The organism is Parageobacillus caldoxylosilyticus NBRC 107762, assembly GCF_000632715.1.
In the GTDB taxonomy this organism is placed as follows: domain Bacteria; phylum Bacillota; class Bacilli; order Bacillales; family Anoxybacillaceae; genus Saccharococcus; species Saccharococcus caldoxylosilyticus.
In genome coordinates, this window is record NZ_BAWO01000001.1 from 38802 (window position 1) to 60582 (window position 21781).

The following is a 21781-nucleotide window of genomic DNA, read 5'->3' on the forward strand; positions in this document are numbered from 1 at the left end:
TTATGAAGAAGATAACATCTTTTTCATATCAATAATTTCTTTGGCAATGCGCGCAGCAGTTAAAAAATCCTTTTTTCGCTCTGCTTCCGTCTTTTCTTGTTCTTTTTCTTTTAGCATTAACCATTTTGGATAATTCAACACATGTCTTATATAATCATTCAGTTCCTGATCGGAAATTTCATCCGTGATCAATAATAGCGACAGCTCGGTTGCCAGCGGCTTCAAATCATCAGGAAGACGCGAAATCAGCAAGCTGACATTCGGTTCATTTCCTTCTTCGTAAAAAGCATAAATATAAGCGGCAATCGCTCGGTGCTCTTCGAGATTGAATCTGCCCGCGATCTTTTCCTGAACAACCATCGCTACATCGCGGTTTTGCAGCATATGGGCAAGCAGCATTCGCTCCGCGTTTTGAAATGCAGGGAGAAGCTTTTTTTGCAGCAGCGGTTTTGGTGCTGCTTCCCGGTCTATATGATCAGAATGCTTGACTGTGCCTTTATAGCGGTTTAACTGCTCCTGCAAGGCGGACAGTGAAAGGGAAAACTCCTCGGCCAACTGCCGTAAATAGTAATCCCACTCAATCGGATTCGGCAGCTTGCTGATTTCGCGAAGCACTTCCTCAATATAACGGATTTTATCATTCTCGTTCTGCAAGTTTTTTCCCCTGCGGAAATACATCATTTTAAACGTCATCAGCGAGCTGCTAGCGTCAATAATATCACGCTGAAACCGCGCTGCACCATATTTCTTTATATATTCATCCGGGTCGAGACCATCAGGAATTGTGGCGACTTTCACATGGCAGCCTGCATCCGCCAACAGCTTTGCGGCGCGGAATGTCGCTTCTATTCCCGAAGCATCGCCATCATAGCAAATAATGACTGTATCGACATTGCGCCGAAGGATGCGCGCATGCTCTTCCGTCAACGCTGTGCCCATCGTTGCCACCGAATGGGCAACTCCTGCCTGTACGGCAGAAATGACATCAGCGAATCCTTCCAATAAAACGGCTTCTTGATGCTTTCGAATATGTAGGCGCGCTTGATGAAAATTGTATAAAATGCTCCCTTTATGGAAAATCGGTGTTTCCGGGCTGTTTAAGTATTTCGGCTGACCTTCCCCAAGCAGCCGGCCCGAAAAGCCGACAGCATCTCCGTGATGATTATGAATGGGAAACATGATGCGGTGGCGAAAACGATCGACATAGTCGCCGTTTTCTTTGCGAATGATCAACCCTGCCTTTTCCATCAGGCTGGGTGAAAAGCCGCGCCCTAGCAAAAGTTTGACAGCGAAATCGCGTGAATCAGGCGCATAGCCGATTTCAAACTGATCGATCATTTCCCTTGTCCATCCACGCGTTTGTAAATAATCAAAAGCTTCCTGTCCTTCCTTTGTATTGACAAGCAAATGATGGTAAAATTTTTTCAAAAGCGCATGTGCTTCGATCATCATTTTTGTTTCGCCTGCGTCGGTGCGACGGTGCTTATCAACGTCGTCCAACTTGAAAGCGGACAAATCCACGTTTGCCTTTACGGCCAGCCGCTGGACCGCTTCAATAAAGGATAGACCTTCTATGTCCATTAAAAACGAGAATACATTTCCGCCAGCACCGCAGCCGAAACAATGAAAAATTTGTTTCTCTGGAGAAACCGAAAACGACGGGGTCTTTTCCCCATGGAACGGACATAACCCAAAATAGTTACGTCCTTGTTTTTTCAACTGGACGTAATCGCTAATCACATCGACAATATCGATGCTACGGCGAATCGCTTCAATCGTTTCTTCGGGAATACGGTATCCCATATGAACAGCTCCATATCTTATTATTCTCGGGTCTATGTCTATTTTCCTGTAAGTTTCGACAAAATTTTTTCGAAATTTTGCCGAAAGCGGCGACGATCCTGGTCAGAAAATTGTTTCATTCCTTTCGGATATACTCCTTGCCTTCGCAGTTTCGCATGAAAATAGCGATGGTAAAGAGCATTTGCCATCTCTTCCTCTTTATACACCTTTCCGCGCGGAGAGATGACATGCACGCCGCGGCTCACCAGCATGCTTGCCAATCCCACATCCTGGGTCACCACCACATCCCCTCGTGCCGCATGATTGAAAATGTACAAATCCACCGCTTCCTTTTCTGTATCAACGTATACCCACTTCATTTGTTGCAACGGTGAAAAGTGATTGTACGACGAAATAAACACACTTGGTATATTATATTTCGCGGCAAGGGAGAAAATTTCAATTTTTATCGGGCAAGCATCCGCATCTACAAAAACCGTCGGTCCCACTGTCTATATCTGACTGCTATCGCCGTTCATCGCGCGTTGTCTAGAATAGGCTAATGAAGCAACCAGATTTACACCTCCTATTATTCTACACCATTCTCAAAAATCCTTCTTTTTCCCCCCCGTATAATGAACGAATTTTGTCGAAAAAAATTTTACACTTACCCTTGACAAATAACTATAAATAGTTTACTCGTCTTTTACACGCTCTAAACCTATATTGTGCATTTTTCTCGCAATTTTTTATTATAATATAAACATTGAAAATATGCTACAAAAAATAAAAGCACAATTCACATGAACGTGAATGTGCTACAGTTTTCTTTTCTTCATAATAATGCTTGCTGTTTCTTCGACTGCTTTATTTGTCACATCGATCACATCGCAGCCGATTTTCGCGACAATTTCATCGAAATAAGCAAGCTCTTCTTTAATGCGGTCCATATTGGCATAAATAGCCTGGTCATTTAATCCAAGCGACTTTAGACGCTCGCGGCGAATCGAAAGCAGCTTTTCCGGACTAATTTTCAAACCGAAACATTTTTCGCTCGACACCTGAAACAGCTGCTCCGGCGGCTCTACTTCCGGTACGATCGGCACGTTGGCCACTTTTAACCGCTTATGGGCCAAATATTGTGATAGCGGCGTTTTCGAAGTGCGCGATACACCGATTAAAACGATGTCAGCGCGCAAAATTCCCCGCGGGTCGCGCCCGTCATCATATTTGACCGCAAATTCAATCGCTTCAATTTTCTTAAAATAATCCTCATCCAATACACGCACTTGTCCTGGTTCATACCTTGGCGTCAATTGAAACAGATCGCTCATTTTTTCAATCAGCGGCCCGATAATGTCATACGCTATCACTCCTTCGCGCGCTGCTTCCTCAAGAAGAAACTGGCGCATCTCCGGAACGACGAGAGTAAAGGCGATAATTCCCTGATTCATTTTCGCTAGCGCCACCACTTCGGCCAGCGTCGTTTTATCTTCTACATACGGTACGCGTTTGATCTGAATATGGGAGCTATAAAACTGGCTTGCTGCCGCTTTCACTACAAGTTCCGCTGTTTCCCCTCCTGAATCGGAAACAACATAAACAAGGCGTTGATTCATCTTTCTCCTCCTTTTTCTCCTACAACAAATCGTCTTTTGCTAGCGCAACGAACGCCTTTGTCATATTGGTTTTCGTTATTCGTCCAATGACTTCGTACCCTTTCTCTGTTTTCCGCACTACCGGCATGGCATCGATTTGCTTTTCGATCAGCCGTTCTGCTACTTCAATAAGCGGATCATCTTTATAGCAAACCGCTATATTCGGCATTCTTGTCATAATGATATTGACTGGAATCGCCGTTAACTCCTGTTTACCGATGCTTGCACGCAGCAAGTCTTTCCGTGATAGTACACCGACTAACAGCGATTCATCGTCAACGACAAACAAGGTGCCTACATCTTCGAGAAACATCGTCACAATCGCATCATATACGCTTACATTTTCATTGACAACCACCGGAATTGACTGGTAATCAGCAACCTTTATCTTTTTTATTTTATCAGCCAGCAGCTGCGATCCCGTTTTTCCTGTATAAAAATAGCCTACCCGAGGCCGCGCTTCCAAATAGCCGGCCATTGTTAAAATGGCCAAATCCGGACGCAATGTGGCCCTTGTTAAATTCAACTTCTCGGCAATGCTTTCGCCGGTAATCGGGCCATGATCTTTCACAATTTGCAAAATTTGTTCTTGGCGTTTATTCAGTTCGATCGTTGCTCACCACCTTGCTTAAAAGCTATATAAGTTTAACTTGAAGATTAGACCTCTGATGATAAAAAAATTTGTCATAGATTTTCGACTGTCACGCATTAGCGTGACAGTCGAAAAACATCGTGATCCTTTGATAAAAGGCAAGTTCTATAATTTATTATACTATACTCCGTTTCTAAGGAGAAAATTTTGTATCTGGAAAGATAACTAATGATCGCTTGTTTTTTCGTTGTTTTTATTGTGGTTTCCCATGTTTTGGCCAGATGAACTTATCTCTTTTAATTCATCGATTTGAGTTAAAAAACGTTTCGTTTTCAGCGATAATCCGGAATATTCATCATAATAGGAAGAAATGGCGGTACGGAGTTCTCGCTTCGTTTTTTCTTTTACAGAAATAGTTCCTAGCCTTGATACATCGATGTAATAAAACAAGCGCAACAGTCGGACAGCGGCTGCGGAAAGGGGAATGCGGTGCGGATCGGCAGACTCGCAGCGATGACAAAGAAAACCGGCTTCCTTCACTGAAAAAGAAAAATTCCCCTCCGTTCGACTGCATATTGCACAACGATCTAATGTCGGGGGAATCCCCATCACCGATAACATTTTTACCTCATAAATACAAGTAAGAATCTCTAAATCTCGCCCTTCGTTCATATATTGTAATGTCTGCAGAAGCAGTTCAAATAAATATGGATTGCGTTTTTGCTCCTCGGTAATTTTATCTGTCAGCTCTACAATATAGGATGCATATGCTGCAGTGAAAATATCCTCGCGGATGGTACGCATCGAATCGATGATTTCTCCCTGATGCAGCACGCCAACCCCACGGCTTCTGCGGATTAAGTAATGGCCGTATGTAAACGGTTGTGTAACGGCAGAAAGGCGGCTGCTTGGCTTTTTCGCTCCCCGTGCCATTGCAGCCACCTTTCCCCATTCTCTCGTGAAGAAAGTAACGATTTTATTTGTTTCGCCATAATCAATGGTACGAATGACCACTGCTTCACATTTTTCAAACAATCGTATCACCACCGATTTACGAACGCTCATTAAAAAATGGGCTGATCAACTTCCTCCAGTTCCGCTTCTTGTTCATCGCCGCTAAGCTGTTGCTCTCTTTCCAGCTCTTTAAAAAGAAGATATGTGTCGATATTGCCTGTTTGGCTAAATAATTTCCAAGTGAATTCAAGCATGGAACCACACCTCTTTCCGCCTGCAGCATTGCTTGTTTTTCCGTCTAATAATAGGTTGACTCCAACAGAAATGTTTATGTTACATAAAATTTTCTAATTAATACTCCTCTTCCCGGAATCCGAAATCGCGCAACTGGGCAAGGCGATTGCGCCAATCCTTTTGCACTTTGACCCATAGCTCCAAAAATACTTTTGACCCAAGCAGGGCTTCAATATCCATGCGCGCCCGCTGTCCAATTTCTTTTAGCATCCGTCCTTGCTTTCCAATAATGATCCCTTTTTGCGAATCGCGTTCTACGATAATGACGGCACCGACATAAACGGTGTCACTATCCTTGCGCCGCTCAATGCTTTCCACCACGACAGCAATAGAATGCGGAACTTCCTCACGCGTTAAGTGAAGCGCTTTCTCACGAATCAACTCCGCGATAATAAACTGTTCCGGATGATCGGTGATTTGGTCAGGCGGATAATATTGTGGACCTTCCGGCAAATATTTTTTAATTTGCTCGATCAAATTTTCCACATTATTTCCTTGCAATGCGGAAATCGGAACGATTTCAGCAAATGGATAAAGATCTTTATATTGATCGATAAGCGGCAACAAATCATCCGGATGGACTTTATCAATTTTGTTCATGACTAGAAACACCGGAGTGTTTACCTCTTTCAGCCGTTCAATAATAAATGCATCACCGCGTCCAAATCCTTCTTCGACGTTAACCATAAACAAAATAAGATCGACTTCCCTTAACGCGTTCAGCGCCACCTTCATCATAAAGTCGCCAAGCTTATGTTTTGGCTTATGCACTCCTGGCGTATCAATAAAAATAATTTGTGCATCTTCTGTCGTGTAAACACCTTGAATTTTATTTCGCGTCGTTTGCGGTTTATCGCTCATAATAGCGATTTTTTGGCCAATGACACGGTTTAAAAACGTAGATTTTCCAACGTTTGGTCTACCGACAATTGCTACGAATCCTGATTTATATCCTTCCTTATTCATGGATATCCTCCGCTGAAAAAGCTTTTGGTAATAGTTCTCCCACTGTTAGTTCCATTATATCGCCGTTTAAATTTGCCAATATTACTTTCATATCGCTTGGACATAGCTCGAAAATAACTTGACGACAGGCGCCACAAGGGGATACCGGCCAGGGTGTATCGGCAATCACCGCAAGGGCGGCAAATTCCGTGTCCCCTTCCGAATACGCCTTAAAAAGCGCCGTTCGTTCCGCACAATTGCACATGCTGTAAGCAGCGTTTTCAATATTGCAGCCGCGGTACACTTTTCCGTCTTTGGTTAATAAAGCGGCGCCAACTTTAAATTTCGAATACGGAACGTAGGCATATTCTCGTGCTTTTTTTGCTTCTTCAATGAGTTCATTCTTTTTCAATGTTTCTCTTCCTTTCTCGGCTTGGAAGGCAATGTACCTCTTCTTTTATTTTACAAAAAATCTTTATAAATTTCATCTCTCGTCATGAAAATGTAACAGAAAAATTAGAATTTTCCTACTTATCTATCATATATGGCAGAAAGATGATGATTCCAATGGCCACTGCAACGATGGCGGCGAACAAAACAGCGGCCGCCGCAATATCTTTTGCCGCTTTTGCCAACGGATGGAAGTCGGTTGTCACCAAATTGACAACACGCTCGATCGCCGTGTTGATAAGCTCTAACGTAATCACGCTCCCGACGGTCAGCAAAAGAATAAGCCATTCCCATTTAGAAATACGAACGACAGCAGCAGCAGCAATGGCAACAACAGCTAGGGCGATATGAACGCGCAGATGCTCCTCTTCTTTAATTGCGGTCCTCATTCCTGCCCATGCGCAAGCAAACCGTTTTTTTTCCTTCTGCCAATTCATAGCTATCTCCTTAATCCGAATTGCTTTAAAATCTCTTCTTGCTTAGAAAACATCGTTTTCTCTTCTTCCTCCGTTTGGTGATCGTAACCTAACAGATGCAAAAAGCCGTGCACCGCCAAAAAACCGAGCTCGCGCATGAACGAATGCCCGTATTCTTCGGCCTGTTCTTTTGCCTTTGGAATAGAAATAATAATGTCGCCAAGCAATGGCGGAATATCGGCGCCGATAATTTCAATCTCTCCTTCTCCTTTTTCCTCAAGCGCGAAGGAAATCACATCGGTTGGCTGGTCTTTTCCACGGTAGTCGCGGTTGATGATGCGGATTCGTTCATTGTCGACAAAGGAAACGCTCACTTCTGCCCCTTGAGGGACGCCTTCAATTTCCGCCGCATGGTTTAGCAACCGCTCGATCATCATTATTTGTTCTTCTGTAACTTCATTCGTTTCGTCGATAAAATCGATGTGAAGAATCATGCGTGTTTCACCTTTTCCTTTCTTATCTCTGGATATTCAATGCGCGAATGAAATACACCATTTAGCGTCTCACAAAACGAACGGGCGACAATTTCTAATTCTTTTAACGTAATATCACATTCGTTCAATTGGTTGTCTTGCAAACGGTCAGCAATAATGGCGCGCACAATTTTTTCGATTTTTTCCTGGGACGGGCTAGAAAGCGAGCGCACTGCCGCCTCCACGCTATCCGCAATGCTAACAATCGCCGCTTCCTTCGTTTGCGGCTTCGGCCCCGGATAGCGGAATTCTTCCTCCAGTACAAAGCCCGTTTGTTCCAGAGCTTTATGATAAAAATATTTTAACAAAGTTGTACCGTGATGTTGTTCGGCAATGTCAATAATTTCCTTTGGCATGCGGTGTTTTTTTAATATTGCCACTCCATCTGCTACATGAGCAAGAATAATATTTTTGCTTAACTGCGGCGATAAATGATCGTGCGGATTCCCGCTGATTTGATTCTCGATAAAATAGCGCGGCCGTTTCGTTTTTCCGATGTCATGGTAATAGCAGGCGACACGCGCCAGCAGACCGTTCGCACCAATCGCTTCGCACGCAGCTTCGGCCAAATTGGCGACCATAATGCTATGATGGTACGTTCCCGGCGCTTCGATTAAAATTTTGCGAAGCAGCGGGTGATTCGGGTTAGACAGTTCAATTAGTCTGATCGATGATAAAATCCCGAATGCCGCCTCCAACATTGGCAATAGCCCGATCGTCAAAATGGCGGAAAAAATGCCGGAAGCAAGCGCCATTAGCAGGAACATTCCAATTTCCGAAAGCGAATAATGACCGTTTTTTAGCAAGATCATGGCCAGTATCAATACCATATTAATAAAAGCAACAAATAATCCAGCCTGCCAAATTTTTGCCTTGCGCAGCTGTTGATGCAAAAAGAAGCTGCCTGCCAAACCGCTTGTCAGCAAATAAATCGCTAACGAAACTTGTACCGTGCCGTTTGCGCCTATTTCCTCATTAAACATCAAACTTCCGCATACAGCGCAAAGAATTGCCGTCATGATCGCTATTCGTTCCCCAAGCAAAATGCGCACCAGCATGGTGCCGAAAGCAATCGGCACCAGATAGCCGGTGGAAACAGTATCTCCTTGCGGCAAGAGGCGGACAAGCTCCATTATCAGCATAGTGATGGTAAATATCGTTGTAAATAGAAATAAATCCGTGTTGGTCCGTTCGCGTCCAAAGTAATAAACAAGCGGAGAAAGCAATAATAGCACAAGCATGGAAAGGCCGATCAACGGATGGAAAGAATGGTCGTTTTGCAATAAGCCGGCAAGCTGCAGCTGGTGATAAATTTCATTCGTAATAAACTGTCCTTCCTCTACGATCACTTGTCCCTGCAAAATTTTTACCGGCTTAACCTCATCCATTACCTGTCTCCGCTTTTCTTCCGTAGCCGCCCGGTCATAAACCACGTTTGGAATGACAGCCTGTTTTGTAAGCTTTATAACGATTTCTTTTAATGACGGCGAAAGCATCGCATACTTCAATTCATCTGCTGCTTTCTCTCTTGCCCTATCTAATTCCTCCTGCGTAATTCGTTCCCTCATAATCAAATGGACGGCCGTTACCGCTGCTTCTTTCGCAGTTTTTATATCTTCTGGAGCCGCATGAAGCAGCGCTTCCCACTCGTTGGCCGACAAATAAGAAAACCATTCCGGCGGCAGCCGCTCCTGCAGCGCGCCGACCATGTCCGTCTCCACTTCGTTTTCCCTTTTTGCTTGTTCCTGTATGTCCACAATGGCTGTAAATAAGGACGAAATTAAATCGACACGGTTTTCCGCATACTCTTTTTTTAATGTATAAATATCAGCCACTTTATTGGCCGCTTCTTCTTTCAGCCGTTCGGTCGCCTCCTTATCTTCGATCGTAATCGGCGACCGGATTGTTTCTTTCGCGACGTCAAACAGGCGCAGCTCATATTGGCGCGGCTTTACATGCCAGTAAAGGACGGAAAACAGCATTAGCCCTAAAAACAAAAACAAAAGATAGCGGACAAAACGAACACGGCTCGTATGCTTTAGAAAAAAGCGAATCCTTTCCAACGGTTTTCCCCTCACTTTAAAGAAAAGACCCTGCGGGAAACGGGTCTTTTTTTATCTATAAACCTGCCTGATTATACGCTTCAATAATTTTCGCCACGAGCGGGTGGCGCACTACATCTGATTGCTCGAGAAAAACAAATGAAACACCGCTGATGGTAGCCAATATTTCTTTAGCTACGGCAAGGCCTGATTTGACTCCCTTTGGCAAGTCCACTTGTGAAATATCGCCGGTAATGACCATTTTTGAACCAAATCCTAGCCTCGTTAGAAACATTTTCATCTGAGCCGGCGTTGTGTTTTGCGCTTCATCTAAAATGACAAAAGCATCTTCTAACGTTCTCCCGCGCATGTAAGCGAGCGGAGCAATTTCGATCGTTCCGCGCTCGATAAGGCGCTGCGTATGGTCTACCCCCAACACATCGTGCAGCGCATCGTAAAGCGGGCGTAAATACGGATCTACTTTTTCTTTTAAATCTCCCGGTAAAAACCCTAAACTTTCTCCCGCCTCCACCGCCGGACGAGTCAAAATAATGCGCTTCACTTGGCCGTTTTTTAGCGCCCGAACAGCCATGACTACCGCCAAGTACGTTTTCCCGGTTCCAGCTGGACCGATACCGAAAACCAGATCATGCTGCTTAATGGCGGTTACATAATGCCGCTGTCCTAGCGTTTTGACACGAATCGGTTTTCCTTTTGCATTTTTCGTTATTTCTTCCTCATATAAACTGACCAAATAGTCGAGTGCTCCCTTTTTCGCTAACTGTATCGCATACATCACGTCCCGCTCGCTAATCGTAATTCCCTTGCGGATGATGATCAATAAGTGGCGCAGCAAGTCATCCACAAGCTGTACTTGCTCGGGGGTACCGGAAACACTCACTGTTTCCCCTCTTGTTACAATGGAAACCCCCAATTCCTCTTCCAATCGTTTGAGATGGGCATCATGAATGCCGAACAAGGCAATGGCTTCGTTTGCGTTTTCTAATTGCTGACTGATCGTTACAAACTCCTCTAACATTCTCAATCTCCTTGAACGATAGGTTGTGGTATTGCGATATTTTCAATCACTTGATAATGCAATTCTACCACTACTTTACCATTCTCTTTCGTCTGATGCAAAACTTTTTCGCCTTTTATGGAAGCATCATCAGGCAGTTTCTCTTTTAATTCCTCGCGGGCAAGTTCCTTTGCCTTTGCAAACGCTTCTTCCCACGTATAGCTCCGCTTTACTTCTGCTGTTTCCCGGAAAATGACGCGCTCATAATATAAGGGCAAGTCCCATTTCCAAAAACGAAACGGCCTTTTTTGTACATTGATTTCATAATTGGTAAACTTCGGCTTTTCCCATCCCCAAACTGGAAGAGAAATATTTCCTATTTTTATATAATGTTTTTCCATATATTTTCCTGTCAAGACGCGAAAAGTGGCATCAAGCGGCAGGACAACGGTAGACTTGTACCATGTTTCGCCAAAAATTTTTCCCTTTGCCGGCACTAATTTTGTTTGCCCTTCTTTCCCGATAATTCCAGACACGAGCAGCTGCCCCTTTGTAACATGGTCATGAACGGAAACAAGCGGCTGTCCTTCTTCAACAAACATATCAGTAATAATCGCCTTCTTTTTCGCCACTAAATGCTGCGCCCCTATTTTTTTCGGCTCTTCAGGCTGTTCTTTTTCCACCACCCGAAAATAAAGCGTTGTCCCTTCCCATTCTACACCAACCCATGTAATCGCATCGATGCGATCTGTCAATTTCTTTTGAATCGTTTCCGGATCATCAACGAGAAATTGAAACGCTCCTTTTTCTATCCCCATTCTTTTTAATTCTTTCCAAATCCGGTATTCCGTCTCCGGCTTTGCCCCTTTGATTTCAATCCCCCATATCATGTTGGAAAGTAAAAAAACAATAACGAAAAATAAACATATTCCGAGCAAAAACCCGGTGTTCGACAACGCTTTTTTGCAGAAAAAAGGAAACCCTGTTTTTCCGACAAAATAAAGCTTGCACTCGCTTCTGCGGGCGACGATGCGCAACCGCTTCACATCGCTTAACTTAATAAAAAACGTCACAATATGGTCGCTATGCTTTTTCACATTCCAAATGACAATATCGTTGCGCACACACGCGTTCAGCAAACGTTCCACACCTTTTCCTTGTGCTTTCACCCTTACGCTGCCAATCAGTATGTTCATCCATTGATTTTTCATCGTATTTCCTCCCGTGAATGGTTATTCATCTATATAAATCACTTGGTTGATTTTCCCTTCCAACAAAATTTCTTCTGGCAAAATCGTTTTGATGACAAACTTTTCGCCGCGAACAAGCAGCTGCCCTTGCTTCAAAAGAAGGCGCAGTTCTTTATCGCTAAACGTCAACAGCCCTCGGTGATTTTCAATATAAATATGTATTTGCCCAACCATCGTAATGCGGGGAAGGTCCATCACAATGTCAGCGGGAAGCTCCAGTTTATCGGTAATCCATCTTTTCATCTTCTGGCGCCACTTTTTCACCATAAAAAAGAACCCCCTTTCATCTCATATGTATGAGAAGAAAAGGGGTTATAGCACCTGTTTTGCAAAAACAAAGGGCGCCCGTCTACACGGAGCACCCTGTTCATCGTGATTGTGAAAGTTGTTGTTGGACAAGTTTATTGACGAGAGAGCCATCCGCTTTTCCTTTTACTTTCGGCATGATCGCTCCCATCACTTTCCCCATATCCGCTTTCGAGGAAGCTCCTACTTCGGCAATCGTCTGTTTGACAATTTCCAAGAGCTCTTCCTCTGTGAGTGGTTTTGGCATATATGATTGAACAATTTCCAATTCTACCTTTGTTTTTTCGACAAGGTCAGCACGGCCTGCGTTTTCGAATTCCTGGAGGGAGTCTTTACGCTGCTTTAATTCTCGAGAAAGAACGGTTAGCTCTTCGTCTTCCGATAATTCGCTTTTCCCTAGTTTAATCGCTTCGTTTTGCAACGCCGCTTTCAACATGCGAAGAACGGAGAGTTTTTCTTTTTCTCTGCTTTTCATCGCCTGCTTCATGTCGTCATTTAAACGATCGAGAAGACTCATATATACACCCTCTTTTAATGCTTGCGCTTTCTAGCCGCTTCAGATTTTTTCTTCCGTCTGACGCTTGGCTTTTCATAAAATTCGCGCTTTCTTACTTCTTGCAGTGTACCCGTTTTGGAAACGGCACGTTTGAAGCGACGAAGAGCGTCGTCAATAGATTCGTTTTTTCGAACGATGGTTTTTGACATCCTGCTTCCCTCCCTCCGAGCAACAACCATTACATTTTGTTACTATGCGTGTACTTGTCAATTATAATACATGCTTGCGCCAAAGGTCAATAAAAAACTGTCATTGTTCACCTTCCTTGCCCATACAAATAGGATGAAAGGGGGAAGGACAAGTGGTGCAATTGCTCATCTGGTTTTCGGTTTATACTGGCATTTTTCTTCTTGGCATGTTTATGATGAAAGCAGGATTTTACACTTTATCTGGACACCGTCTAAAACACTGGCTATTACGCTTTACAGGCACCCCATGGCAAGGATTTCTCACCGGAACGGTGACGACTGCCCTTATGCAAAGCAGCTCTGCCGTCATGGTAATTACAGTTGGGCTCGTCTCCACCGGCTATCTTACATTCCGGCAATCGATCGGCATTATTTTAGGAAGCAATATCGGCTCTACCATCACGACAGAAATCATGACACTCCATGTTGGCGACAACGTCATTCCATTGCTTTTCGTTGGCGCGATTCTCGTCTTTTTTGGGCGTTACCGTCCTGCCTATAGCATCGGAATGATTATGGTCGGGCTCGCTTCTTTATTTTTTGCCATGAACGGGTTTAGCCAATTGTCAAAACCGTTGGCCGCTTATCCGATCATTGACGAGTGGCTGAAAAAAACGAACAATTCCCCGCTTGCCGGAATCATGATCGGCATTATTTTTACAGCCATTATTCATTCGAGTGCGGCAATGATCGGCATCGCCATGGGGTTTTTGAATGAACATCTATTAACATTGCCAGCCGGCATCGCCATTTTGCTTGGCGCGAATATCGGCACATGTATAACCGGCCTCCTTGCCAGCATCGGTTCCGCATATGAAGCAAAATTAACGGCGTATACTCATTTATGGTTTAATGTCATCGGCGTGATCATCTTTTATTTTTTTATTGACCCGCTCGCTTTCGTTGCTGGCAAGCTAAGCAATTCCCCGGATGTGCAGCTGGCTCATGTCAGTGTCCTGTTTAACGTTATTTGTTCGTTGGCGGCGCTGCCATTTGTCCGCTGGATCGAAGCGGCTATATTATTTTTCCACGGCCGGCGTTTTTAATAATCAGAGCGGGCTGTTTTCCCTTCGATAATCGCTACGCCCGAACTTGTGCCGATGCGCGTCGCCCCTGCTTGTATCATGGCGTTTGCACTTTGTATGTCACGGACGCCGCCGGAAGCTTTCACCCCGATGGACGGGCCGACCGTTTTGCGCATTAATGCCACATCTTCGACTGTCGCACCGCCGGTAGAAAATCCGGTCGACGTTTTGACATAATCCGCGCCTGCTTTCACCGCAAGCTGGCAAGCACGCACTTTTTCTTCTTCTGAAAGCAGACATGTTTCAATAATTACTTTGACAAGCGCTTTTCCCTTCGCCGCTTCGACAACGGCGCGAATATCGCGTTCCACAAGCTCATCGTTTCCATCTTTCAGCGCGCCGATATTGATCACCATATCGACTTCCGCCGCCCCGTTTTCAATCGCGTTTTTCGTTTCGAACGCCTTTGTTTCCGGCGTATTGGCTCCGAGCGGAAAGCCGATTACCGTACATACTTTCACATCCGTGCCTTTTAACAGTTCGGCGGCGGTTGCCACCCATGTCGGATTGACGCAGACGGAAGCAAATCCATACCGTTTTGCTTCTTCACACAGCTTTACAATATCGTTTTTTGTTGTATCCGCTTTCAACAAGGTATGGTCAATCATTTTGGCAATATTTGTTTCCAACTTCATCAATCTCCTTTCATGTATAGAGGTCTGACCTCTATCATCATACCATTTTGAACAAAAAAAAACTAGTCTACAGCATATTTTTATAGTAAACAAAAACCCAGCTCTGTACTAGCTGGGTTATGAGCTTAATTTGACGGATTGCGGGATGTCGTCCGTCACGACGCGGACAAATTCGCCTTCATTATACGGATATCCGGCTTTTTTAATTTTTACTTTAACGATTTCACCGACCATTTCTTCAGTAGCCGGGAATTTTACTTTTAAATAGTTATCGGTGTAGCCGATATACAGACCGCTTTCCGGATTTTCTTTGTCCCGTTCTTCCGGAATTACTTCCAGCACTTGTCCTTCAAATTGCGAAGCATATTCTTTCGCCAGCTGATCAGACAGCGCAATTAAACGGCGGACGCGATCGTGTTTCACATCCTCATCCACTTGATTTGGCATGCGCGCGGCCGGCGTGCCTGTCCGTTTGGAATACGGGAAAACGTGGAGTTCGGAAAAGCGCTGTTCGCGCACAAAGTTGTACGTTTCCATAAACTCTTCTTCCGTTTCGCCTGGGAATCCGACGATCACGTCTGACGTAATCGCCAGTTCAGGGAACACTTCACGCAAACGTGCTAGCCGCTCGGCAAAAAATTCGGTTGTATATTTGCGGCGCATCCGTTTTAATACGGTATTGGAGCCCGATTGAAGCGGAATATGCAAATGGCGCACGATCTTATCGGAACGCCGCAGCACTTCGATCACTTCATCGGTAATTTGGCTCGCTTCAATCGATGAGATGCGGAGCCGTTTCAGACCGACAACTTGCTCGTCCAAATCGCGGAGCAGCGCCGCAAAGTTATAGTCTTTCATATCCGTTCCATAACCGCCTGTATGGATGCCCGTTAAAACAATCTCTTTATAGCCGGCGTTAACTAGCTGCTGCGCCTGGCGGATGATTTCTTTCGGATCGCGGGAACGCATTAATCCGCGCGCCCATGGAATGATACAAAAGGTGCAAAAGTTATTGCATCCTTCTTGAATTTTTAAAGAGGCACGCGTCCGGTCGCTAAACTCCGGAACGTCCATTTCTTCGAACACGCGTGTTTTCATAATGTTGTGAACGGCATTAATCGGCTGGCGTTCACGCTGAAACTGTTCCACATATTCTAAAATTTTTCCGCGGTCTTGTGTGCCGATGACGATATCCACCCCCGGAATCGCCATTACTTCCGCCGGAGACGTTTGCGCGTAGCACCCCGTCACGCACACAACCGCATCCGGATTCCGGCGAATGGCGCGGCGAATGACTTGGCGGCTTTTTTTATCGCCTGTGTTCGTTACCGTGCAAGTATTGATGACATACACGTCAGCACGGCTTTCAAAATCTTTCCGTTCATAGCCTGCCTTTTTAAACAATTGCCAAATCGCTTCCGTTTCATAATGGTTGACTTTACATCCAAGCGTATGAAATGCAACGGTTGGCATTTGCTTTCACCTCACTGTAGTTCAAATTGGTACGAAGCAGCCGCTAACAAATAAAGCGGCGCCGTTTCGGTCCGCAAAATCCGCGGGCCGAGGCTGCAGGAAAAAAAGCCATGCTGCCTCAGGAGGTCAACTTCTTCATCGGAAAAGCCTCCTTCTGGTCCAAACACGGCAAGGAGAGACTGGCCTCGCTTCATTTGTTGAAAAATAGCAGCAAGCGTTTGATGATTGCCGCGCTTCGCCTCTTCTTCATAGGCAACCATTCGGCAATCCATCGTTTTCGCAAACTCGATCAGCTCATGGATCGTTAGCGGAGCGTGTATATCGGGAATTTGGCTGCGATGAGCTTGCTCTGCCGCCTCTTTTGCGATTTTTTTCCATCGATCTATTTTTTTATCCGCCTTTTTTGCGTCCCATTTGACAACAGAACGAGCCGCCAAAAAAGGAAGGAAAGCGAAAGCGCCGAGCTCCGTTCCTTTCTGAATCACAAGCTCCAGCTTATCTCCTTTCGGCAGTCCATGGGCAATATAGACGCGAATAGGCAGTTCCGTTTGTTCTTCTATCCATTCTACAACACGAGCTATTACATTCTCACTGGTAATTTGTTCAATTTCGCACCGAGCCGTTTTGCCGTTCGAAAGGACGCAAATCAATTTGCTTCCCTTTCCCATGCGCATCACGCGGACAATATGGTGGTAGTCATCGCCGCCAATGGCAATCCGGTCATTCGCCTGTTGATTGTCGGGAACAAAATATCGCTGCAACGCAATCCCTTCTTTTCATCATTTTTTGGCGATAAATGCCACCCAATCTTCCATCACTAACGTTTCCTCAATGACAAATCCTGCCGCTCTTAAACCATCTTTTACTTCCTGCTTCTTCGCCTGAATAATTCCAGACGTAATAAAATATCCGTCTTTTTCAAGAAGGCGATACGCGTCATCAACAAAGCGCAAAATAATTTCCGCCAAAATATTGGCAACAATAATGTTTGCCCGTTCATCGATGTGGTCAAGCAGATTGTTTTGCGAAACAGTCACGATATGCTGCACCTTATTTAGCTTGACATTCAACCTTGCACTATCGACGGCCACCGGATCCAAGTCAAGAGCACGGACGGATTTGGCGCCTAGCATTGCTGCGGCAATGCTTAAAATGCCGGAACCAGTGCCGACATCAATGACCTTATCCCCAGGCTTTACATATTTCTCCAGTGCCTGAATACACATGACTGTCGTCGGGTGGGTTCCTGTGCCAAACGCCATGCCCGGGTCCAATTCAATAATCAATTCGTCGCTCGACACTGGCTCATAAACTTCCCACGTCGGAACAATCGTAAATTTTTCTGATATTTTCACAGGATTATAATATTTTTTCCAGGCGGTTGCCCATTCCTCTTCATTTACTTCGCTAATGGTAATCTTATTTTTTCCAATATCAATATCGTACAATAATAAATTGTTAATCGCCTGTTTAATTTCTTCCACCGTTTCTCCGAGAAAGCTGTTGACCGGCAAGTACGCTTTAATAATGACGCCTTCTTCCGGATAATCGTCCGGATTCAGCTCATATACTTCCCCAAACCAATCTTCTCTTTCTTTTATTAAATCATACGGGTCTTCGATCACGACCCCTCCTGCCCCTGCTTCGTGCAAAATATTCGAAATCGCCTCGACTGCCTCGTGCGTCGTATGGATGCTGATTTCTGACCATTTCATAAAATTCATGATTCTCCTTTAAACGCTTTTTTTACCTTATCAAAAAAGCGGTCATGTGGTTCATGGTGCATGCTGGCACCACCCAATTGGTCAAATTCACGCAGCAATTGCTTTTGCTTTTCTGTCAGCTTCGTCGGCGTCACAACGCGGACGATAACATGCTGGTCGCCATAGCCGTAGCCGCGCACATTTGGCACTCCTTTTCCTTTTAAGCGGAATCTCGTTCCTGTTTGCGTGCCTGCCGGGATTTTTAACTTCACTTTTCCATGCAGAGTCGGGACTTCGATCTCATCCCCAAGCGCTGCCTGCGCAAATGTAAGCGGCACTTCGCAATAAATATCATCGCCGTCGCGTTCAAAAAATTCATGTGGCTCCACATGAAAGATAATATATAAATCTCCTGGCGGCCCTCCGTTAATCCCCGGCTCTCCTTGGCCGGCAACGCGCAATTGTTGTCCGTCATCAATTCCAGCCGGGATTTTCACATGGATTTTTTTCCGTCGTTTTACGCGGCCGGTGCCGCCGCATGTCGTACATTTTTCCTTAATATATTTCCCTGTTCCGCCGCAATATGGACATGTGCGGCGATTGACGATGCGCCCAAACGGGGTGGATTGCTCCGTGCTGATTTGTCCAGCCCCGTGACAATGCGGACATGTTTCCGGCTTTGTACCCGGTTTTGCTCCGGTGCCATGGCAAGTGTCGCATGTTTCTTCGCGCGGAATTTCAATATCGGTTTCTTTGCCAAATGCTGCTTCCTCAAATGTCAATGTCATCGTATATTGCAAATCGGCTCCAGCTCTAGGAGCATTCGGATTACGCCGGCGGCCGCCGCCAAAAAAGGTGTTGAAAATATCCTCAAAACCGCCGAAGCCGCTAAAACCGCCAAAATCAAAATCATCGCTGCGGAAGCCACCGAAACCTTGATTTGGATCGGCGTGGCCAAACTGATCGTAATGGGCCCGCTTTTGGTCATCGCTTAACACTTCGTAGGCTTCTTTAATTTCTTTAAATTTTTCCGCCGCATCGGGCTCTTTATTCACATCTGGATGATACTTTTTCGAAAGCTTCCGATATGCTTTTTTAATCTCCTCTTTTGTCGCATTTTTGCTGACTCCGAGAATTTCATAATAATCTCGCTTCGCCATGATGATCATCCACTCCCGATTCACTCACATGAAGATAATTTTAGCATTTCTCTCTTTTTGATTGCAACAGATTTAAGCCGTCATCTTCTTATTAGCAAAAAAGTCAAAGCCAAGACAGGCCTGACTTTGACTTTTTCACCAATGTATTATTTGTCATCTTTTACTTCTTCGAATTCTGCATCAACTACATTATTGTCTTTCTTCGTCGCGCCGTCAGCTCCCGTTTGCTGATTTTGCGCTTGCTTTGCTGCTTGTTCGTATAGCTTCATCGATAGCTGCTGCACCGCTTCTTGCAGCGCTTCTTTCTTTTTGCGGATTTCATCGAGATCGTTTTTCTCAAGCGCCGCTTTCAGCGCATCTTTTGCTTCACGCGCTTTTTTCATTTCCGCTTCGTCTACTTTTCCTTCCACTTCTTTTAACGTCTTCTCCGTCGTAAATATTAAGTGGTCGGCCTCGTTGCGCAGTTCGGCCGCTTCTTTCCGTTTTCTGTCCGCTTCAGCGTTTTCTTCCGCCTCTTTAATCATGCGCTGAATTTCTTCTTCGGAAAGACCGGATGACGATTTAATGGTAATCGATTGCTCTTTGTTCGTGCCTAAATCTTTGGCTCGGACATGGACAATGCCGTTGGCGTCGATATCAAACGTTACCTCAATTTGCGGTACGCCACGCGGTGCCGGCGGAATATCCGTCAATTGGAAACGGCCAAGCGTTTTGTTATCGGCCGCCATTGGGCGCTCCCCTTGCAACACGTGAATGTCGACCGTTGTCTGGTTATCTGCTGCTGTCGTGAAAATTTGTGATTTGCTTGTCGGGATCGTCGTATTGCGTTCAATTAATTTCGTAAATACGCCGCCCATCGTTTCAATTCCAAGCGACAGCGGAGTAACGTCAAGAAGAACGACGTCTTTTACTTCGCCAGCGATCACACCGCCTTGGATCGCTGCGCCGATCGCTACCACTTCATCCGGGTTGACCCCTTTATGCGGCTCTTTTCCAAGTTCGCGTTTAATTGCTTCCTGTACAGCCGGGATACGCGTAGAACCACCGACAAGAATGATTTTATCAATATCTGCCGGTGTTAAGCCCGCATCTTGCAACGCTTGGCGAACCGGTCCCATCGTACGTTCGACAAGGTGGGCGGACAACTCTTCAAATTTTGCTCTTGTTAATGTTGTTTCTAAATGGAGTGGACCGCTTTCATTAGCGCTGATAAACGGCAAGGAAATTTGCGTTTGCATGACGCCGGAAAGTTCTTTTTTCGCTTTTTCGGCAGCGTCTTTCAATCGTTGCAGCGCCATTTTATCTTTGGATAAGTCGATGCCGTGCTCCTGCTTAAATTGGTCGACTAAATAATCGATAATTACTTGGTCAAAGTCGTCCCCGCCAAGATGGTTATCGCCGGCCGTCGCTTTTACTTCAAACACGCCGTCTCCAAGTTCAAGAATCGATACGTCAAACGTACCGCCCCCCAAGTCATAAACGAGGATCGTTTGATCTTCTTCTTTATCCAAACCGTACGCAAGCGCGGCGGCCGTCGGCTCGTTAATGATGCGTTCTACTTGCAAACCCGCAATGCGTCCGGCATCTTTCGTCGCTTGACGTTGTGCATCGTTAAAGTAAGCCGGAACGGTAATGACTGCTCTTGTCACCGGTTCTCCCAAATAATCTTCTGCATACGATTTTAAGTATTGCAAAATAATTGCCGAAATTTCTTGTGGCGTATATTTTTTGCCTTCGATTTCTACTTTATAGTCCGTTCCCATATGGCGTTTAATGGAGATGACGGTATTTGGGTTCGTAATCGCTTGTCGCTTCGCTACTTCGCCGACTAAACGTTCTCCGTTTTTAAACGCCACAACAGAAGGAGTAGTGCGGCTTCCTTCCGGATTTGGAATGACCTTCGGCTCGCCGCCTTCTAATACGGCAACACAGGAGTTGGTTGTTCCTAAGTCAATACCGATAATTTTGCTCATTACGATCACCCTCCTAATACTCATTTACTGACTTACTTTTACCATTGCTGGACGAATGACACGGTCTTTCAGTTTATAGCCTTTTTGAAATTCTTCCACGACCGTGTTCGGTTCATAGTTGCTGTCTTCTACTTGCATCACCGCCTGATGCAAATGCGGGTCGAACGGTTTGCCAACCGCTTCGATCGCCTCGACCCCTTCTTTTTTTAAGGCGTCTAATAGGGAGCGGTAAACCATTTCCATTCCTTGTAAAATAGATTTCGCCTGTTCGTTTTCTGTCTCTATTTTTAACGCGCGCTCAAAGTTGTCCAAAGCCGGCAATAGATCGCTCACCAAACTTTGGGCGCGGTACTTTTCTGCTGCTTCCATTTCTTGTCGCGTGCGGCGACGGAAGTTTTCAAAATCGGCATATAAACGAAGATAGCGGTTTTCCATTTCTTTTATCTTCGCTTCAAGTTCCGCAATTTTCGCGTTTGCCGCCGCCAGCTCATCGTTTTGTCCTTGCTCCGCTTTTGGCTGTTCTTCTTCAGGTGCTTCTTGTTGCGCTTGCATATTTTCCTGCTGCGCGTTTCCCGCACTTTCCTCCTGCTGTTCATTTTTGGCGCGCTCTTCTGCTTTCCCCTCTTGCGGTTCTGGCGCTGTCCGCTCTTGTTCATATGTAGGTTTTTCTTGAGTTGCTTTTTGTTGTTCCATCGGTTTCACCTCCCTTTAAAGCAGCATGTCTATGTATAAATGGTCACAAGGAAAGGATGGATTGCACCCATCCAT

The 21781-nt window shown here is 45.2% G+C and carries 24 protein-coding genes; 1 reads left to right on the forward strand and 23 read right to left on the reverse strand.

Going from position 1 to position 21781, the window contains the following annotated elements; translation table 11 throughout:
• The 16 genes from dnaG to rpsU form a co-directional block, all read right to left on the reverse strand.
• Entirely contained in the window at positions 1-1803 is a 1803-nt protein-coding gene (dnaG, locus tag GCA01S_RS00215; RefSeq protein ID WP_042406265.1) for a DNA primase, read from the reverse strand.
• 38 nt (positions 1804-1841) lie between these two features.
• Positions 1842-2291: a YaiI/YqxD family protein gene (locus GCA01S_RS00220; RefSeq protein WP_042406269.1), complete on the reverse strand. Its 450-nt coding sequence runs from the start codon at positions 2289-2291 to the stop codon at positions 1842-1844.
• Positions 2292-2600: 309 nt separating this feature from the next.
• Positions 2601-3401 (reverse strand): pyruvate, water dikinase regulatory protein, encoded by an 801-nt coding sequence (locus GCA01S_RS00225; RefSeq protein ID WP_042406273.1) that lies wholly within the window; start codon positions 3399-3401, stop codon positions 2601-2603.
• A 19-nt stretch (positions 3402-3420) separates the two neighbouring features.
• Positions 3421-4050 carry a helix-turn-helix transcriptional regulator gene (locus tag GCA01S_RS00230; protein ID WP_255212249.1) on the reverse strand — a complete coding sequence of 210 codons (630 nt, stop codon included), beginning with the start codon at positions 4048-4050 and terminating at the stop codon, positions 3421-3423.
• Positions 4051-4257: 207 nt separating this feature from the next.
• Positions 4258-5067: a DNA repair protein RecO gene (gene recO / locus GCA01S_RS00235; RefSeq protein WP_042406278.1), complete on the reverse strand. Its 810-nt coding sequence runs from the start codon at positions 5065-5067 to the stop codon at positions 4258-4260.
• A 29-nt stretch (positions 5068-5096) separates the two neighbouring features.
• Positions 5097-5240 (reverse strand): YqzL family protein, encoded by a 144-nt coding sequence (locus GCA01S_RS19100; protein WP_017435639.1) that lies wholly within the window; start codon positions 5238-5240, stop codon positions 5097-5099.
• Between the two features lie 97 nt (positions 5241-5337).
• Positions 5338-6246: a GTPase Era gene (gene era / locus GCA01S_RS00240; RefSeq protein ID WP_017435638.1), complete on the reverse strand. Its 909-nt coding sequence runs from the start codon at positions 6244-6246 to the stop codon at positions 5338-5340.
• The gene (locus tag GCA01S_RS00245) at positions 6239-6637 is read right to left on the reverse strand and encodes a cytidine deaminase (protein ID WP_017435637.1); all 399 of its coding nucleotides are present in this window, start codon (positions 6635-6637) and stop codon (positions 6239-6241) included. The genes era and GCA01S_RS00245 overlap by 8 nt, the downstream gene beginning before the upstream one ends.
• A 115-nt stretch (positions 6638-6752) precedes the next feature.
• Positions 6753-7112, reverse strand: coding sequence for a diacylglycerol kinase family protein (locus tag GCA01S_RS00250; RefSeq protein ID WP_017435636.1), 360 nt, complete (start codon positions 7110-7112; stop codon positions 6753-6755).
• 2 nt (positions 7113-7114) lie between these two features.
• Positions 7115-7585 carry an rRNA maturation RNase YbeY gene (gene ybeY / locus GCA01S_RS00255; protein WP_042406284.1) on the reverse strand — a complete coding sequence of 157 codons (471 nt, stop codon included), beginning with the start codon at positions 7583-7585 and terminating at the stop codon, positions 7115-7117.
• A complete protein-coding gene (locus tag GCA01S_RS00260) occupies positions 7582-9687 on the reverse strand; it encodes an HD family phosphohydrolase (protein WP_042406287.1) in 2106 nt (701 codons plus the stop codon). The genes ybeY and GCA01S_RS00260 overlap by 4 nt, the downstream gene beginning before the upstream one ends.
• Positions 9688-9742: 55 nt before the next feature.
• Positions 9743-10705 (reverse strand): PhoH family protein, encoded by a 963-nt coding sequence (locus tag GCA01S_RS00265; protein ID WP_017435633.1) that lies wholly within the window; start codon positions 10703-10705, stop codon positions 9743-9745.
• A gap of 2 nt (positions 10706-10707) precedes the next feature.
• The gene (gene yqfD / locus GCA01S_RS00270; RefSeq protein ID WP_042406289.1) at positions 10708-11895 is read right to left on the reverse strand and encodes a sporulation protein YqfD; all 1188 of its coding nucleotides are present in this window, start codon (positions 11893-11895) and stop codon (positions 10708-10710) included.
• Between the two features lie 21 nt (positions 11896-11916).
• Complete coding sequence (gene yqfC / locus GCA01S_RS00275; protein ID WP_017435631.1) at positions 11917-12201, reverse strand: sporulation protein YqfC; 285 nt, start codon at positions 12199-12201, stop codon at positions 11917-11919.
• Positions 12202-12301: 100 nt separating this feature from the next.
• Positions 12302-12757: a GatB/YqeY domain-containing protein gene (locus GCA01S_RS00280; protein WP_042406293.1), complete on the reverse strand. Its 456-nt coding sequence runs from the start codon at positions 12755-12757 to the stop codon at positions 12302-12304.
• A 14-nt stretch (positions 12758-12771) separates the two neighbouring features.
• On the reverse strand, positions 12772-12945 hold the full coding sequence (rpsU, locus tag GCA01S_RS00285) for a 30S ribosomal protein S21 (RefSeq protein ID WP_008879912.1): 174 nt from the start codon (positions 12943-12945) through the stop codon (positions 12772-12774).
• A gap of 152 nt (positions 12946-13097) precedes the next feature.
• Between rpsU and GCA01S_RS00290 the strand changes: the two genes are divergently transcribed.
• Entirely contained in the window at positions 13098-14030 is a 933-nt protein-coding gene (locus GCA01S_RS00290) for a Na/Pi symporter (protein WP_042406296.1), read from the forward strand.
• Here GCA01S_RS00290 and deoC read toward each other — a convergent pair.
• The 7 genes from deoC to grpE all read right to left on the reverse strand — a co-directional run bounded on the left by deoC (position 14027) and on the right by grpE (position 21706).
• Positions 14027-14698, reverse strand: coding sequence for a deoxyribose-phosphate aldolase (gene deoC / locus GCA01S_RS00295; protein ID WP_017435628.1), 672 nt, complete (start codon positions 14696-14698; stop codon positions 14027-14029). The two genes, GCA01S_RS00290 and deoC, sit on opposite strands and share 4 nt — an antisense overlap.
• A gap of 123 nt (positions 14699-14821) precedes the next feature.
• On the reverse strand, positions 14822-16177 hold the full coding sequence (mtaB, locus tag GCA01S_RS00300; RefSeq protein ID WP_042406301.1) for a tRNA (N(6)-L-threonylcarbamoyladenosine(37)-C(2))-methylthiotransferase MtaB: 1356 nt from the start codon (positions 16175-16177) through the stop codon (positions 14822-14824).
• An 11-nt stretch (positions 16178-16188) separates the two neighbouring features.
• The gene (locus tag GCA01S_RS00305; protein ID WP_017435626.1) at positions 16189-16938 is read right to left on the reverse strand and encodes a 16S rRNA (uracil(1498)-N(3))-methyltransferase; all 750 of its coding nucleotides are present in this window, start codon (positions 16936-16938) and stop codon (positions 16189-16191) included.
• An 18-nt stretch (positions 16939-16956) separates the two neighbouring features.
• Positions 16957-17892: a 50S ribosomal protein L11 methyltransferase gene (prmA, locus tag GCA01S_RS00310; RefSeq protein ID WP_042406413.1), complete on the reverse strand. Its 936-nt coding sequence runs from the start codon at positions 17890-17892 to the stop codon at positions 16957-16959.
• A 5-nt stretch (positions 17893-17897) separates the two neighbouring features.
• Complete coding sequence (dnaJ, locus tag GCA01S_RS00315) at positions 17898-19040, reverse strand: molecular chaperone DnaJ (protein WP_017435624.1); 1143 nt, start codon at positions 19038-19040, stop codon at positions 17898-17900.
• 146 nt (positions 19041-19186) lie between these two features.
• Positions 19187-21013 (reverse strand): molecular chaperone DnaK, encoded by a 1827-nt coding sequence (gene dnaK, locus GCA01S_RS00320; protein ID WP_042406306.1) that lies wholly within the window; start codon positions 21011-21013, stop codon positions 19187-19189.
• A 24-nt stretch (positions 21014-21037) separates the two neighbouring features.
• The gene (gene grpE / locus GCA01S_RS00325) at positions 21038-21706 is read right to left on the reverse strand and encodes a nucleotide exchange factor GrpE (protein ID WP_017435622.1); all 669 of its coding nucleotides are present in this window, start codon (positions 21704-21706) and stop codon (positions 21038-21040) included.
• Positions 21707-21781: the final 75 nt, after the last annotated feature.

Bases quoted from the DNA above. Each gene is read 5' to 3' on its own strand.
- dnaK (WP_042406306.1), bottom strand. From the start codon at position 21,013: ATGAGCAAAATTATCGGTATTGACTTAGGAACAACCAACTCCTGTGTT.
- GCA01S_RS19100 (WP_017435639.1), bottom strand. From the start codon at position 5,240: ATGCTTGAATTCACTTGGAAATTATTTAGCCAAACAGGCAATATCGAC.
- GCA01S_RS00225 (WP_042406273.1), bottom strand. From the start codon at position 3,401: ATGAATCAACGCCTTGTTTATGTTGTTTCCGATTCAGGAGGGGAAACA.
- dnaG (WP_042406265.1), bottom strand. From the start codon at position 1,803: ATGGGATACCGTATTCCCGAAGAAACGATTGAAGCGATTCGCCGTAGC.
- GCA01S_RS00265 (WP_017435633.1), bottom strand. From the start codon at position 10,705: ATGTTAGAGGAGTTTGTAACGATCAGTCAGCAATTAGAAAACGCAAAC.
- yqfC (WP_017435631.1), bottom strand. From the start codon at position 12,201: ATGGTGAAAAAGTGGCGCCAGAAGATGAAAAGATGGATTACCGATAAA.
- dnaJ (WP_017435624.1), bottom strand. From the start codon at position 19,040: ATGGCGAAGCGAGATTATTATGAAATTCTCGGAGTCAGCAAAAATGCG.
- GCA01S_RS00250 (WP_017435636.1), bottom strand. From the start codon at position 7,112: ATGAATTGGCAGAAGGAAAAAAAACGGTTTGCTTGCGCATGGGCAGGA.
- yqfD (WP_042406289.1), bottom strand. From the start codon at position 11,895: ATGAAAAATCAATGGATGAACATACTGATTGGCAGCGTAAGGGTGAAA.
- prmA (WP_042406413.1), bottom strand. From the start codon at position 17,892: ATGAAATGGTCAGAAATCAGCATCCATACGACGCACGAGGCAGTCGAG.
- GCA01S_RS00280 (WP_042406293.1), bottom strand. From the start codon at position 12,757: ATGAGTCTTCTCGATCGTTTAAATGACGACATGAAGCAGGCGATGAAA.
- rpsU (WP_008879912.1), bottom strand. From the start codon at position 12,945: ATGTCAAAAACCATCGTTCGAAAAAACGAATCTATTGACGACGCTCTT.
- grpE (WP_017435622.1), bottom strand. From the start codon at position 21,706: ATGGAACAACAAAAAGCAACTCAAGAAAAACCTACATATGAACAAGAG.
- ybeY (WP_042406284.1), bottom strand. From the start codon at position 7,585: ATGATTCTTCACATCGATTTTATCGACGAAACGAATGAAGTTACAGAA.
- mtaB (WP_042406301.1), bottom strand. From the start codon at position 16,177: ATGCCAACCGTTGCATTTCATACGCTTGGATGTAAAGTCAACCATTAT.
- era (WP_017435638.1), bottom strand. From the start codon at position 6,246: ATGAATAAGGAAGGATATAAATCAGGATTCGTAGCAATTGTCGGTAGA.